Source organism: Lentzea sp. CC55, from assembly GCF_021056325.1.
Taxonomy (GTDB): Bacteria; Actinomycetota; Actinomycetes; order Mycobacteriales; family Pseudonocardiaceae; genus Lentzea; species Lentzea jiangxiensis.
Window position 1 is genome coordinate 531,062 of the sequence record NZ_JAJCXE010000019.1, and the last position, 13,383, is coordinate 544,444.

The 13,383-nt window shown below is 71.1% G+C and carries 14 protein-coding genes; 8 read left to right on the plus strand and 6 right to left on the minus strand.

Features of this window, described 5'->3' with window-relative positions:
- Window positions 1-2 precede the first annotated feature (2 nt).
- Both L6E10_RS14265 and L6E10_RS14270 read left to right on the plus strand, forming a co-directional pair.
- Window positions 3-581 carry a hypothetical protein gene (locus L6E10_RS14265; RefSeq protein WP_236219982.1) on the plus strand — a complete coding sequence of 193 codons (579 nt, stop codon included), beginning with the start codon at window positions 3-5 and terminating at the stop codon, window positions 579-581.
- Window positions 581-3,466 carry a BTAD domain-containing putative transcriptional regulator gene (locus tag L6E10_RS14270; protein WP_236219983.1) on the plus strand — a complete coding sequence of 962 codons (2,886 nt, stop codon included), beginning with the start codon at window positions 581-583 and terminating at the stop codon, window positions 3,464-3,466. The genes L6E10_RS14265 and L6E10_RS14270 overlap by 1 nt, the downstream gene beginning before the upstream one ends.
- Here L6E10_RS14270 and L6E10_RS14275 read toward each other — a convergent pair.
- The 3 genes from L6E10_RS14275 to L6E10_RS14285 form a co-directional block, all read right to left on the minus strand.
- The gene (locus tag L6E10_RS14275) at window positions 3,386-4,687 is read right to left on the minus strand and encodes an FAD-dependent monooxygenase (RefSeq protein WP_236219984.1); all 1,302 of its coding nucleotides are present in this window, start codon (window positions 4,685-4,687) and stop codon (window positions 3,386-3,388) included. The two genes, L6E10_RS14270 and L6E10_RS14275, sit on opposite strands and share 81 nt — an antisense overlap.
- 85 nt (window positions 4,688-4,772) lie before the next feature.
- Complete coding sequence (locus L6E10_RS14280; RefSeq protein ID WP_236219985.1) at window positions 4,773-6,257, minus strand: flagellar basal body protein FliL; 1,485 nt, start codon at window positions 6,255-6,257, stop codon at window positions 4,773-4,775.
- Window positions 6,254-6,706, minus strand: coding sequence for a hypothetical protein (locus L6E10_RS14285; RefSeq protein WP_236219986.1), 453 nt, complete (start codon window positions 6,704-6,706; stop codon window positions 6,254-6,256). The genes L6E10_RS14280 and L6E10_RS14285 overlap by 4 nt, the downstream gene beginning before the upstream one ends.
- Before the next feature lie 17 nt (window positions 6,707-6,723).
- On the opposite strand from L6E10_RS14285, the gene L6E10_RS14290 reads away from it, so the two are divergent.
- The 6 genes from L6E10_RS14290 (at window position 6,724) to L6E10_RS14315 (ending at window position 11,283) form a co-directional block, all read left to right on the plus strand.
- The gene (locus L6E10_RS14290) at window positions 6,724-7,533 is read left to right on the plus strand and encodes a Sir2 family NAD-dependent protein deacetylase (RefSeq protein ID WP_236219987.1); all 810 of its coding nucleotides are present in this window, start codon (window positions 6,724-6,726) and stop codon (window positions 7,531-7,533) included.
- Between the two features lie 10 nt (window positions 7,534-7,543).
- Window positions 7,544-9,058 (plus strand): class I adenylate-forming enzyme family protein, encoded by a 1,515-nt coding sequence (locus L6E10_RS14295; protein WP_236219988.1) that lies wholly within the window; start codon window positions 7,544-7,546, stop codon window positions 9,056-9,058.
- Between the two features lie 143 nt (window positions 9,059-9,201).
- Entirely contained in the window at window positions 9,202-10,518 is a 1,317-nt protein-coding gene (locus L6E10_RS14300) for an NlpC/P60 family protein (RefSeq protein WP_236219989.1), read from the plus strand.
- Window positions 10,519-10,694: 176 nt separating this feature from the next.
- A complete protein-coding gene (locus L6E10_RS14305) occupies window positions 10,695-10,952 on the plus strand; it encodes a hypothetical protein (protein ID WP_236219990.1) in 258 nt (85 codons plus the stop codon).
- On the plus strand, window positions 10,949-11,137 hold the full coding sequence (locus L6E10_RS14310) for a hypothetical protein (protein WP_236219991.1): 189 nt from the start codon (window positions 10,949-10,951) through the stop codon (window positions 11,135-11,137). The genes L6E10_RS14305 and L6E10_RS14310 overlap by 4 nt, the downstream gene beginning before the upstream one ends.
- Window positions 11,134-11,283, plus strand: a complete 150-nt coding sequence (locus tag L6E10_RS14315; protein ID WP_236219992.1) for a hypothetical protein — start codon at window positions 11,134-11,136, stop codon at window positions 11,281-11,283. Before L6E10_RS14310 ends, L6E10_RS14315 begins: the two co-directional genes overlap by 4 nt.
- Here the strand turns inward: L6E10_RS14315 and L6E10_RS14320 are convergent.
- The 3 genes from L6E10_RS14320 to L6E10_RS14330 all read right to left on the minus strand — a co-directional run bounded on the left by L6E10_RS14320 (window position 11,270) and on the right by L6E10_RS14330 (window position 13,348).
- Window positions 11,270-11,827 carry an isochorismatase family protein gene (locus tag L6E10_RS14320; RefSeq protein WP_236219993.1) on the minus strand — a complete coding sequence of 186 codons (558 nt, stop codon included), beginning with the start codon at window positions 11,825-11,827 and terminating at the stop codon, window positions 11,270-11,272. The two genes, L6E10_RS14315 and L6E10_RS14320, sit on opposite strands and share 14 nt — an antisense overlap.
- Window positions 11,828-11,900: 73 nt before the next feature.
- Entirely contained in the window at window positions 11,901-12,803 is a 903-nt protein-coding gene (locus L6E10_RS14325) for a GlxA family transcriptional regulator (RefSeq protein ID WP_236219994.1), read from the minus strand.
- Window positions 12,800-13,348, minus strand: coding sequence for a cysteine hydrolase family protein (locus L6E10_RS14330; RefSeq protein WP_236219995.1), 549 nt, complete (start codon window positions 13,346-13,348; stop codon window positions 12,800-12,802). The genes L6E10_RS14325 and L6E10_RS14330 overlap by 4 nt, the downstream gene beginning before the upstream one ends.
- Window positions 13,349-13,383 lie beyond the last annotated feature (35 nt).

Consider the following 13,383-nt stretch of genomic DNA (forward strand, 5'->3'; position numbering starts at 1 on the left):
ACTTGGCGCCCCTGCTGGTGTTCCTCGGCGTGATGGGGATGTTGTTCGCCAGTGACGCGGGGGAGCCGCTGGAGGCCTACTCGGGGTCGTCGGCGTTGCTGTACCCGGTCGCGGCGTGGATGGCGGTCGTGGTGGCGACGTCCGAGGACGTGGTGCGGCGTGAGATCACGGTGGTGACCGCCGGCGGGTGGTCGCGCGTGCTCACGGCCGCGGCGCTGGTCTCGGTGCTGTTCGCGGTGGCCATGGCGCTGCTCGCGGCGGTGTGGCCGGTCGTGACGAACCCGCACCCGTACACGGCGGGTCAGTTTTTTGTCGGACTCGGCGCGCATACTGGATGTGCGCTGCTCGGCGTCGGGGTGGGCCTGATGTTCGCCCGCCCGGTGTTCGACTCCATCGGGCGCACCGTGCTGGCGGTGTTCTCGGTGGTGGTGCTGACGTATCCGCTGGGGCGGGTGACCCCGCTCGGGTGGGTGCTGGACGCGTTGGGCCACAACGAGGTGTCGCTGTCCTTGCTGTGGGCCGGTGTCGCCGGTGCCGCGCTGGTGGTGGCGGCGGTGCTGGTCGGAGTGCGGCGGGCCTGATGCGGGTCAACGTGCTCGGGCCGGTGCAGGTGCTGTCCGGTGGCGTGCCCGTCGAGGTGCGCGGCAGGCGGCTGCGCTGGTTGCTGATCCGGCTGGCGGCGCAACCGGGCCAGGTCGTCGCGCCGGACCGGCTGGTCGCCGACCTGTGGCCGGACGAGCCGCCGGTGGACGGTCACGCGGCGTTGCAGTCGCTGGTGTCGCGGCTGCGGCGGACGCTCGGCGCCGCGGTGGTCTCGTCGCACGCGTCGGGGTACCGGCTGGAGGCCTCGACCGACGTCGAGGAGTTCTGCCGGACGCGCGACGCGGCGCTGTGGCGCGGTGCGGCGTTCGAGGACGCGCCTTTCGCGGCCGAGGAGGCCGTGCGGCTGGCGTTGCTGCGCGACGACCTCGCGGGGCTGGAAGCCCTGGCGGCGGCGCATCCGCTGCGGGAGGACGTGCAGGCGCGGCTGATGCTGGCGTTGAACGCCGCCGGGAGGCGGTCGGACGCGCTGGCGGTGTTCGCGCGCGTTCGTTCGGCGCTGGCCGAGGAGCTGGGCGTGGACCCCGGTGAGGCGCTGGCTGCCGCCCACCTCGCGGTGCTGCGCGAGCGTTCGGTGCGCGGGAACCTGCCGGCACCGGTGGGTTCCTTCATCGGGCGTGACGCGGACCTGGCGGTGCTGGCGAGGTTGTTGCGCGACAACCGGTTGGTGACGCTGACCGGGTTCGGCGGCGTGGGCAAGACGCGGCTTGCGCTGACGCACGCCGCGACGGAACCGCGGGCGTGGTTCGTCGAGCTGGACTCGGCGGCGGACCCGCTGGCGGCGCTGGACGCCGCCCTGGGGCCGAACCCCCTGGCGGCGCCGTTGTTCTCGCGGCTCGGGTCGTCGCTCGTGGTGCTGGACAACTGCGAGCACGTCGTCGACTCCGCGGCGGCTCTGTGCGCTCGGCTGCTGGCGGAGGCGCCGGACGTGCGGGTGCTGGCCACGTCGCGGGAGCCGCTGGGCATCCCCGGCGAGGTCGTGCACCCGGTGCCGCCGCTGGACCTCGACCACGCCGTGCGGCTGTTCTCGGCACGGGTCGGCGCGGCGCTGGACCTCGACGTGGTGCGGCGGGTGTGCGCCGCGCTGGACGGCATCCCGCTCGCGCTGGAGCTCGCGGCGGCGCGCGCCCGGTCCTTGTCGCTCGCGCAGCTGGAGTCGCGTGTGGACAGCCGCCTGCGGTTGCTCGACCGCGGCGCGCGAACGGGGCCGGCGCGGCATCGGACGCTGCGGGCGGTGGTGGACTGGAGCTGGGAGCTGCTGGACGACTCCGAGCGGTTGTTGCTGGCGCGGCTGGCGGTGTTCGTCGGCGGGGCCGGCGGCTCGGCGGTGCACGAGGTGTGCGGGGCAGGCTTGCGCGGGGGTACCCCCTTCTCGGGAACCCCTGCATCTCACCGTACTCAGACCTCCCGACAAGATCAGGAACGTACGGCTGTCGGTTCTGATGCGGCCGACCGGAGTGCGCGCCACACGCAGACCGCGCTTCCACCAAGCGAGCTGGCGCACGACGACAAGGAAAGCGACCTCTGGGACACCGAGGACCTGCTGGCGGCGCTCGTCGAGAAGTCCTTGGTCGTCCGCACCGGCGAGCGCTACCGGCTGATGGAGACCGTGCGCGAGTACGCCCTGGAACAGGGCCAAGCCGACCACGCGAAGCACGCCGAGTACTACACGACCCTGGCCGAGCAGAACGAACCGTTGCTGCGGGGGCCGCGGCAGCTGGAGGCGCTGGGGGTCTTCGAGGCGGAACGGGCCAACCTCGACGCGGCGATGGCCTGGGCGGTGGCGCACGACCAGGGCGTCGCGCGGCGGATGCTCGCCGCGCGCACCTGGCACTGGCTGGTGATGACCAAGCGGGTGGAGGAGGTTCGCCGCTGGGCGTCGCGGGTCCCCGGCGATCCGCTGGCCGAGGTGCTGGCGGCGCTCGGCACGGCGGAGGTCGTCGGTGCGGTGGAGCGGTTGTGGCGGGAGGACGTGCCGACCGCCCTGTGCGCGTTGATGCTCACCAGCGGCCGGGTGTGGGGGCAGGCGGAGCTCGGCGACCAGCTCGTCCTGCTGGCCGAGCGGCTGGAGCGGTCGCAGGACGCGTGGATGCGGGCGTTCTCGGCGCTGGTGCGCGGGGTGGTGGCCGGGGAGTTCAGCGAGGGGGCGGCTCCGGAGGCGGAGGCGCAGTACCGGCGGGCGTTGGAGGGGTTCCGGGGCGTCGGGGACCGGTGGGCCGTGGTGTTCGGGTTGTCGTGCCTGGTCATGGTGCTGATCAACCGCGGCGCGTTCGCCGAGGGGGTCCGGGCGGTGTCGGAGGCCCGGCGGGTCGTGGAGGAGCTGGGCGAGTCGGAGAACGTCCTCGTGCCCATGTCGGTGCTGGTGCAGGCGGCGCGGCTGAAGATCAGGACCGGGGACCTCGACGGGGCGCGTGCCGACCTCGGGCGGGTGCCGGCCGCGCGGTTCGAGCTCGACCGGGGGCGGGTCACGCAGGCGCACGGCGAGATCGCCTTCTTCGGCGGCGACTTCGAGGAGGCGGTCCGGCTCTACCGGCAGGCGCTGACGACCACGGCGGGCTCGGTGGCCGACCAGTTCAAGGCGACCGTCCACGCCGGACTCGGGCTGGCGCTGACGCGGCTCGGTGACCTCGAGGCGGCGGGGCGGGAGCACGAACGGGCGCTCGATGCCGTCGGGCGGAGCGCGGACGGGCCGGCGCGGGCGTCGGTGCTCGAGTGGTACGCGGACTGGCTGCTCGCCCAGGGCGACCCGCGGAGCGCGGGCAACGCCCTGGACGAGGCGGAACGGCTACGCGGCGGTCCGAGCAGCGACCCGGCGGTGGTGCAGCTGCGTGACCGGGTTCGCGCCGAAGTAGGCGTCGACGGCTGAGCGTCCGATCGCGGCCACGTAGCCGTCGGGGCGCACCAGCACCGGGCCGTCGGGGAAGTCGAGCGTCACGAAGTCGGGGCCGCGCAGCAGGTCGAAGATCCGGCCCTGGTCGGTGATCCCGTCCGGCATGCGGTCGCCCGGCTGCAGGCCCTCGCCGTCGGTGGTGCGGTAGGAGAGCGAGAGCTGCAGGGTCTCGTCACCTCGGCGCTCGAACGGCCGGCCGGACGTCATGATCGCGGTCGTCATGCCCAGCAGCCACTCCGCGACGGGCTTGCGCTCGGCCTCGTAGGTGTCGAGCAGCGTCTCCATCGCGAGCTTCCAGCCGAGGTTGTAGGCGTCCTGGATACCGGTGTTCATGCCCTGCGCGCCGGCGGGCGAGTGCACGTGCGCGGCGTCACCCGCGAGGAACACGCGGCCCACGCGGAACCGGTCGACCATGCGGATGTTGGTGCGGTACAACGATGTCCACGTCGCGTCGTGCACGACGAGGTCGTCGCGGCCGGTGCGGTCGCGGATGATCTCGCGGTAGAGCTCCAGCGACGGGTCGCCGTCGCCGCTCGCCTGGAACTGGAAGAGGTCCGTGCCGGGCAACGGGCACAGCGCGAGCCACCGGTCGGTGCCGCCGCCCCACTGGTGCCAGTGGTCGCGGTCGAGGCCTGAGATCCGGAGGTCACCGATCAGCATGCGCTGGTCCTCGTGCGTCTCGCCGACGAACGGGACCCCGAGTCGCTTGCGCACGAACGACTTCCCGCCATCGCACCCGACGAGGTACTTCGCGCGCACGGTTTCCCCGCCGACCACGGCGGTGACTCCGGAGTCGTCCTGGGTGAACGACGTCAGCGGCTTGCCGTACTCGACCGGCTGCGGGAACGCCTCGCGGAGCACCTGCTCGACGCGGAACTGCGGGATGAGCATCGTGCGCGCGTAGGGGCGTTCGAGCGTGGGATGGCGGCCCTCGTGCACGTCCCACTCACGCACGACCTTGCGGCCCTGGTAGGCGCGCATCCTCAGGTCGAGCCGCCCGGAGGCCAGCACGGGCTCGATGACGCCCAGGTCGTGGAAGACCTCCATGCTGCGCGGCTGCAGGCCCTTGCCGCGCGAGCCGGCGAACGGCGCGGGCGAGGCGTCGACGATGCGGAACGGCACGCCGCGGCGGTGCAGGTCGAGGGCGAGGGTGAGACCGGTCGGGCCGGCTCCGGTGATCAGAACGTGGATGTCCATGACGGGGACACTCCGCCCCCGCACTGCCACGGCCCTGCCACCGCGCTGCTGCGGGTGACAGGGCCGTGGGCTGACCTGCGGGAACTTACTTCTTCATCAGCTCGATGAGCGCGTCGACGTCCTTGGGCTCGAAGCCGCGGAACAGCGTAAGCGCCAGCTCGTAGTAGGAGCGGATCGGGCTCACGTACCACTTGCCGTCGACCTCGGTGGCGACGACGCCGACACCGGACTTCATGACGGACCCGGCGACCCGGCCGATGACCTCGACGGCCTCGGCGGGGATCTTCTTGCCGCCCTGCTGCTCCAGCAGCTGCGTGATCTCGTCGGCGCAGAGCTTCTGCGTGCCCTGGCCGGGCACCTCGGCCGCGTAGCAGTCGCCTTCACGCGTGATGGTGACCGTCTCACCCTCGGCCGTGATCGACAGCTTCTTGACCGTGACCTGCTTGCCGCCGGTGACGTCCTTGACGTCGGTCTCCAGGGCCTCCAGCTTGGCGCCGGTCGGCTTCGTCGGGCCGGCCTCCTCGAGCAGCAGCGGGCCCAGGTCGTGCAGCACACCGGCCTCGTCCGGCGGCAGCAGCGTGATGACCTTCTTCAGGTCGCCGTCCAGCGCGGCGTTGACGAGCTGCTTCGCCGCGTCCTCCGCGGAACCCGCGCCCTCGGCCGCGAAGCCGGACTGCGGCCACTTCTGCTTCTCCTCCTCCAGGATCGCGTTGGCGATCGTGTAGAAGGCGCTCGGGTACCACTTGTCGCCGACCTTGATCGACGCGATGCCGATCGGGGTGCCGCGCTTCTTCACCTCGGCGGTGATGTCGACGGTCTCGGACTTCGACGAGGTCAGGTTGATCTCGTCACCCAGCGCGTCGACGAGCTTGTCGGTGAGCGGGATCTTCGAGGCGTCCGAGGTGATCGTGATCTTGCCCTCGACCAGCTTGTTGATGGTGAGGTGGTCGTTGATCTTCTCGGCCGCCGCCTCGTCGAACTTGATGTTCTCGCTCTTGAACTCGACGCCGGAGAGCTTGTTCGGGTCGGCCTCGGGCTTCAGGATCTCGAGGCGCTTCATCTCCTTGGTCATCGACTCCATGTAGTCCTTCGACAGCGCCGCCTCCGCGGGCGCCAGCGAGGCCATGATGCCGACGACGTCACCGCTGCCGAGCTGCTCGATCAGGTTCTTCGCGGCGATCGCCGGGGTGTCCTGACCGGCGTTCGAGCCCGGGTCGGCCTTCTGGAGCGCGAAGAACGTGACGCCGCCACCGATCAGCAGCAGTACGGCCACGACGGCCGTGACGACCAGGCCGGTGCGCTTCTTCTTCGGCGGCTCGCCGCCCATCGGCGCGTAGCCGTAGGGCTGCTGCTCGAAGCCCTGCTGAGGGAAGCCCTGGGGACCCGTCTGCGGGTAGCCCTGCTGCGGGAAGCCCTGCGGCCCGGTCTGCGGGTGACCACCCTGCTGCGGGTAGCCGCCCTGCGGGTAGCCACCCTGCTGCGGCTGCTGCTGGTAGCCGCCCTGCTGGGGCTGCTGCCCGTACGGGTTGTTCTGCGGCTGCCACTGGCCGCCACCACCTGGGTAGCTCACGGGTTCCCTCCTGGAGTTCTCACTGCGCTGCGCCTGGTCGAGGTGAGCACCGTGATCGCCCCCACGATCGTCAGTACGGCACCGGCAAGAGTCGTGATCGGACCGGAGATGCTGATCCCGACCAACGCACCCTTGCTATCCCCTTGGACTGCGGCTACTAGGGCCACGGTTCCGCTGATCGTGCCAAAAAGAAGGGCGACGCACGCGGCGATTCGGGGAAATCGGACCACGTACAGGGCCGCGGCGATCATCGCCAAGGGGGTCAGACCCACCCAGATCGACGTGACGACACCTCCCGCCACCCCGTCCAACCCGGCGAGATCACGGAGCGAGAGCACCTCGTAACTGTCCCTCGTGGTCGATCCGGATTTCAGCCAGGGCAAGAAGGTCCCGGTGATGGAGGTGACCAAGCCCACTGCCGCGACGGCGGCTCCCACAGCGCTGCGCACCCGGATAGTGTGAACCGATGGCCTCCCAGGCGTGCGCAGCGGCACGGGCGCTGGTCGCGTCCGCGCACCGGATCACGGTGCTGACGGGAGCCGGGGTCTCCACGGATTCGGGCATCCCGGACTTCCGCGGGCCCGGCGGCCTGTGGACGCGCGACGCCGACGCCGGGCTCGGGGCGACGCTCGACGCGTACCTGGCGGACCCCGAGCTGCGCAGGCTCACCTGGCGCGCCCGGCTCGACAGTCCCGTGTGGACCGCGAAGCCGAACGCGGCGCACAAGGCCCTGGTGGAGCTGGAACGGTCCGGCCGCCTGCGCACGGTGGTCACGCAGAACATCGACGGCCTGCACCAGAAGGCCGGTTCCGATCCGCACCGGGTCCTGGAGCTGCACGGCACGCTGCACGCCACCGTGTGCCTGGGCTGCGGTGCCACGGGGCCGATGCGCGAGGCGTTGAGGCGCGTCGCCGAGGGCGAAGCGGAACCGGACTGCCCGCGCTGCCGGGGAATCCTCAAGTCGGCCACGATCTCGTTCGGACAGGAGCTCGACGCCGAGGTGCTGCGCCGCGCCCGCCTCGCCGCCCTCGACTGCGACGTGCTGCTGGTGGCGGGGACGTCGTTGCAGGTGCAGCCCGCCGCGAGCCTCGTGCCGCTGGCGGCCAAAGCGGGTGCGCAGGTCATCATCTGCAACGCCGAACCGACGCCCTACGACTCCGTGGCGGCCGTTGTGCTGCACGAGTCCGTCAGCGAGGTGCTCCCCGACCTCAGCGCCGTTCCTCCATCCGGGGGAGGCGGCTTCTCGTCCTGGGGAGATCCGAGCACCTGGTCGTAGTGTCGGCTCCATGCGCGTACCGCTGATCACCACGGACTTCCTGGACCGGGCGTCGTTCGCGTTCGCGGCGACCACGGCGACCGTCGACGAGCCGGACCAACCGGCCAAGCCGGTCCCGACGACGACGTACGCGGAGATGGCGACCCGTGTGCGGGCGTGGCAGGCCGGGTTCGACGCGCTGGGCGTGGGCGAGGGCGAACGCGTCGCGGTGGTCAGCCACAACTCCGCGCGGATGCTGGAGCTGCTGCACGCGCTGCCCGGCAGCGGGCGCATCTGCGTGCCGGTGAACTTCCGCCTGCGGCCCGACGAGGTGAAGTACATCGTCGAGCACAGCGGCGCGTCGGCGTTGTTCGTCGACCCCGAACTGCGGCTGGACGACGTCGTGGCTCGGCACCGCTTCACGCTCGGCGAGGAGTCCGAGGCGCTGCTTCGGTTCGATGTGGAGCCACGGCCGTGGAGCGCGCCCTCGGAGGACGCGACGGCCACGATCAACTACACGTCGGGCACCACCGCGCGGCCCAAGGGCGTGCAGCTGACGCACCGCAACATCTGGCTGAACGCGGTCACGTTCGCCATGCACACCCGTGCGTGGGAGGGCGACGTCTACATGCACGTGCTGCCGATGTTCCACTGCAACGGCTGGGGCATGCCGTTCGGTCTCGCGGGCCTCGGCGTGCCGCAGGTGGTCCTGCGCAAGGTCGACGGCGCCGAGATCCTGCGCCGCGTGCGCGACCACGGCGTCACGCTCATGTGCGGTGCGCCGGCCGTGTGGAACTCCGTGCTGGACGCCGCCCAGGAGTGGGAGGGCGAGATCCCCGGCCGTGACCGGGTGCGGATCGTCTGCGCCGGCGCACCGCCGCCCTCGCGCACGATCCAGCGCGTGACCGAGGAGCTCGGGTGGGAGTTCCTGCAGATCTACGGCCTGACCGAGACGGCGCCGCTGCTGACGTTCAACCGCGCCCAGCCGGGCCCCACGGGCGAGAAGAAGGCGAAGAAGCAGTCGCGGGCGGGCGCCCCCGCACTCGGCGCGCGGTTGCGGATCTCCGACACCGGTGAGGTGCTCGCGCGGTCCAACGTGGTGATGGAGGGCTACTGGGACAACCCGGAGTCCACCGCGGACGCGCTCGAGGACGGCTGGTTCCACACCGGGGACGGCGGCCACTTCGACGACGAGGGCTACCTGACGATCTCGGACCGCAAGAAGGACGTGATCATCACCGGTGGCGAGAACGTCTCGTCGATCGAGGTCGAGGACTGTCTGTTCTCGCACCCGGCCGTCGCCGAGGTCGCGGTCATCGGGGTGCCCCACGAGAAGTGGGGTGAAACGATCAAGGCGCTCGTCGTGCTGTCGGGTGAGGCGACCGAGGCGGAGCTGATCGGGCACTGCAAGGAGCGGCTCGCCGGGTACAAGGCGCCGACCTCGATCGAGTTCCGCGACGCGATCCCGCGGACGGCGACCGGCAAGATCCAGAAGTTCAAGCTGCGGGAGCCGTACTGGACCGGAAGGGACCGGCTCGTCAACTAGCCCGACCGGCGACACGCCCGACTCCGATCGTCCCAAAAGGACCACCGACCGTGTTCCACTGTGACACGTGTGGTTGACGGTGCGTTAGTTCCAGATGCGCACAATGGGTCTGATTGGTCTAATTCGGTCGGAGGTGATGCCTTGTGTTGACACGACTCTCCGCCGTGGTGGTGTTGATGACGGCCGTCCTCACGGGGACGGCCGTCGCCGTTCCCCCGCCTCCGCCGAACCCGAGCGACTCGGCGATCTCGGCGTCCCGGGCGGAGGAGGAGGCGAAGGCCGCCCGCGTGGGTGAGCTGACCGGACGGCTCACGCAGGCCGAGTCGCGCCTGCAGGAGCTGTACGACGACGTGTCGTACAAGCGCGAGCTCGCCAACAAGGCCCGTGTCGACCTGGAGACGGCGGTCGCCGAGGCCGAGGCGGCCCGCCGCGAGGCCACGGCCGCGCGCGTGCAGGCCGACGCCGCGTCCAAGGCCGTCGAGGAGAGCCGCCGCGCGCTCGACGAGTTCGCCGCCGCCTCGTACGCGCAGGGCAGCACCGTCGGGTCCTTCTCGGCCTACATCGGGGCGAAGTCGCCGGAGGACCTGCTGGCTCGCGCCCAGCTGCTCGAGGCGGTGTCGGCGTCCAGCCTGAACCGCCTGGACCAGGTGACCCGCGACCAGGGCACGGCCGCGAACCTCGACTCCGCCGCGCGCGCCGCGCTGCAGAAGGCCGAGTCGAAGCAGGCGGCCGCCGACGAGGCCAAGAAGGTCGCCGACCAGGCCCAGCAGGTCGCCGTGGACGCGCACGCCGCCCAGGCGTCGGCCACCGCCGAGTTGCAGGCCGACAGGGACGCCGTCGAGCGGGAGCTCGTCGCGGCGCGAGGTGCGGTCAACGGCCTCGAAGCGCAACGCCGGCAGTACGACCAGTGGGTCGAGGCGAAGAAGCGCGAGGACGAGGAGAACGCCCGTCGCGCCGCGGCCGCGGCCGCCGCCGCACCCCAGGCCGCCCCTCAGGCCCCGCCGCAGCGCCGCCCGGTGGCGGCGGCACCCGCCCCGTCCGGCAACCGCGTGCAGACCGTGATCAACCGGGCGTTGTCCCAGCGCGGTGTCATCTACGCATGGGGCGGCGGCAACTACAACGGCCCGACGTACGGCGTGCGCGACGGCGGGGTGGCCGACTCGTTCGGCGACTACCGCAAGATCGGCTTCGACTGCTCCGGCCTGATGATGTACGCGTTCGCGGGCGTCGGCGTGTACCTGCCGCACTACAGCGGCTACCAGTACAACTCCGGCCGCAGGGTGCCGCTGGCGCAGATGGCGCCGGGGGACATGATCTTCTGGGGTCCGGGCGGCGGCACGCACGTGGCGCTGTACCTGGGCGGCGGGATGATGGTCGAGGCGCCGCACTCCGGTGCGGTCGTGCGGATCTCTCCCGTGCGGTACGGCGGCATCATGCCGTATGTCACTCGCTTGTTGTGATCTCGTCGTGGGCGATGCCGTTCCCCGACGAGCTTGCGGGGAGACCGGGCGCGGCGCCGCAGGCTGGTTCTGCGGTGTGAAGATCGTGGTGTTCGGCGCGTCCGGCATGGTCGGCCGGGGTGCGCTGCGGGAGTGCCTGCTCGATCCCGAGGCCGACTCGGTCGTGACGGTCGCCGTTGGCGGTCAGCGATCCCAAGTCGCGGCACGTGCTCCACGCGGACTTCGGTGACCTCTCGCCGAGTGCGGACCAGCTTGCCGATGCTGACGCGTGCTTCTACTGCATGGGCGTTACGTCCGCCGGTCTGACCGAGGCCGAGTACACGCCTGTGACGCACGACTACGCGCTTGAGGCGGCCCGTGTCGTCGGTGGCACGTATGTGCATGTGTCCGGTGAGGGCGCGAACGCCGAGAGCAAAACCATGTGGGAAGAGTGAAGGGGCGCACCGAGAACGAATTGCCGGCGTTGGACCGGCCGGTGTTCGTCGTGCGACCGGGTTCGTGGTCCGCGTGGCTGTTCCCGGTGCTGGAGCGGCTGGCGCCGAAGTACGTCACCACCACCGAGCACGGCGACGAGCAGCGCCTGCTGCGCAGCGACGGGATCAACCGGGTGGCGGGATGACGATCGAGGAGGCCGTTCGCGAGTGCCGGGAGGACGGCTGCGAGGTCACGCACGTCGTCGAGCCGGTGTGCGGCGCGGGCTGTGAGGCGTGCACCGACTCGAAGATCGGCCCCCTGCCGGGCGGGCACCTCGTCACGCGGGCTTGAACGCGTCCTCGGTCTTGACCACGCCGGCCGTGCGGCCCGGTGCGGTGTGGTTCTCCCAGTAGAGGTTCGTGTGGGCGATGACCTTGTCCGGGGTGGGAGCGCCCCACTCGGACAGGTCCTCGGTCGTGTGCGCGTCGCTCACCAGCAGGGCGTCGTAGCCGCGGACGATGGCGCCGTGCAGCGTCGAGCGGATGCACTCGTCGGTCTGCGCGCCGGACACCACGAGGCTGCCGATCCCCTTGCGCGCCAGCACCTCTTCGAGGTCGGTCGCCTCGAACGAGTCGGCGTACGTCTTGTGCACCACCGGTTCGCCCTCGGCGGGCTTCAGCTCCGGCACGAACTGCCAGCCGTCGGACTCCTCCGGCATGTGCTCGGCGTTGCTGTGCTGCACCCACACCACGTCGACGCCGGCCGCGCGCGCCTTGTCGACGAGCGCGGCGACGTTGCCCACCACCTCGTCGCGGTGGTGGGCGTGGTCCACCACCCCGTTCTGCACGTCGATCACGAGCAACGCGGTACCGGGGCGGTTCGCCAGAGTCGTCACGCGGCCAGCTTAGGCCGCTTCCGGTGGCGTGCAAGGGTGTTCGGTCGACAGTGGACGGCCGCACGCGTGCGGCTCAGCGCGAACGCAACCGGCGCAGCATGCGGGCGTCCTCGAAACCGACGTTGCGCGCGGCGGTCTCGACCGTGGCGCCCTGACCGATGAGGTGTTCGGCCCGTTCGACGCGCAATGCTTGCTGGTACTTCAACGGCGTCATACCTGTCGCACGACCGAACAACCGTGTCACGGTGCGTTCGCTGCATCCCGCGTGTGTGGCCAGTTCCGCGAGCGAGAGCCGGTCCGTGAGCCGTGACTCGATCACGTCCTGAATGCGGTGCACCGTCTCGTTGATGTGCGACCGGTGCCGCAGCAGCACGCTCGCCTGCTGGTCGTCACCGTTCCTGCGCGCGTAGATGACCATTGTGCGTGCGATCGCGGCGGCCGTGGAAGGGCCGTGGCGCACAGCGATCAAGTGCAGCGCGAGGTCGATCCCGCTCGCGATGCCTGCCGACGTCACGACGCGATGGTCTTCGACGAACAAGACATCGCGGACGACCTGTGCGTGCGGGTAGCGCCGTTCGAGCTCCTCTTGCAGCTCGTGATGCGTGGTGCAGCGGCGGCCTTCGAGCAGGCCCGCGCGCCCCAACGCATCTGCGCCGGCGCACACACTCGCGACCGTGCCGCCGGCGTCGTGGTGCGCGCGCAACCACGCCAACGCGCGTTCGGACAGGTGTCCCGTGCCCGCGATCTTCGGTGACCGCCACCCCGGCACGAACACCAGGTCGTCCGCGTCGAGAGGGGGCAGCTCGGTCAACGCGCCCAACGGCACGCCCTGATGGCTCAGCACGGTGTCGGCGTCGCCCACGTACGACAGCGCGTAGCCGCCCACGAGGTCGGCGGCGCTGGAGAACACCTGCGCCGGCCCCGCGAGGTCGAGCAGGTGCACTCCGGGCACGAGCAGGAAGACGACTCTGGTCACGATCCGGTCAGCGTAGCGACGTCCGAGATCCGCGCGAACCGGCCCGCCAGCACGTACTCCGTCCGTTCGACGACCTCCTCGACGCCGAGCACCCTCCCGGTCCGCCAGTGCGGCAGCGGCGTGGTGGCCGTCGCGTCCGTCACGAACGTCATGTCGAACCCGAGGTCGGACCCCACGCGGGTGGTCGTCTCACAGCACTGCTCGGTTCGGATGCCGCTGACCAGCAGCTCCCGCACCCCGTGCCGCGTCAGGGTCTGCTGGAGGTTCGTCGTGGTGAACGCGTTGTGCGACGTCTTGGTCAGCACCTGCTCGTCGTCGAGGGGCTCGAGGCCGTCGATCAGCCGCACGTGCCCGAGCGCGGGGTCGAACACGTCGCCCGAGCCGGGCTCGGAGTGCAGCACCCACACGACGAGGTCACCGGCGTCGCGGCTCATGTCGACGAGCTGGTTGACCTTGCCGACGATCCCGGGGTTCGACACCTCGGCCCAGTCCGCCCGCCGGCGGAACGACTCCTGCACGTCGATGACGATCAATGCTCGCTTCATGACCACCAGCCTCGCCGTGCGCGGTGCCGGCCACG

What these genes read in the sequence shown, in the direction of transcription:
- L6E10_RS14270 (WP_236219983.1), top strand. Translation starts at nt 581, where the DNA reads ATGCGGGTCAACGTGCTCGGGCCGGTGCAGGTGCTGTCCGGTGGCGTG.
- L6E10_RS14275 (WP_236219984.1), bottom strand. Translation starts at nt 4,687, where the DNA reads ATGGACATCCACGTTCTGATCACCGGAGCCGGCCCGACCGGTCTCACC.
- L6E10_RS14290 (WP_236219987.1), top strand. Translation starts at nt 6,724, where the DNA reads ATGGCCTCCCAGGCGTGCGCAGCGGCACGGGCGCTGGTCGCGTCCGCG.
- L6E10_RS14295 (WP_236219988.1), top strand. Translation starts at nt 7,544, where the DNA reads ATGCGCGTACCGCTGATCACCACGGACTTCCTGGACCGGGCGTCGTTC.
- L6E10_RS14315 (WP_236219992.1), top strand. Translation starts at nt 11,134, where the DNA reads ATGACGATCGAGGAGGCCGTTCGCGAGTGCCGGGAGGACGGCTGCGAG.
- L6E10_RS14330 (WP_236219995.1), bottom strand. Translation starts at nt 13,348, where the DNA reads ATGAAGCGAGCATTGATCGTCATCGACGTGCAGGAGTCGTTCCGCCGG.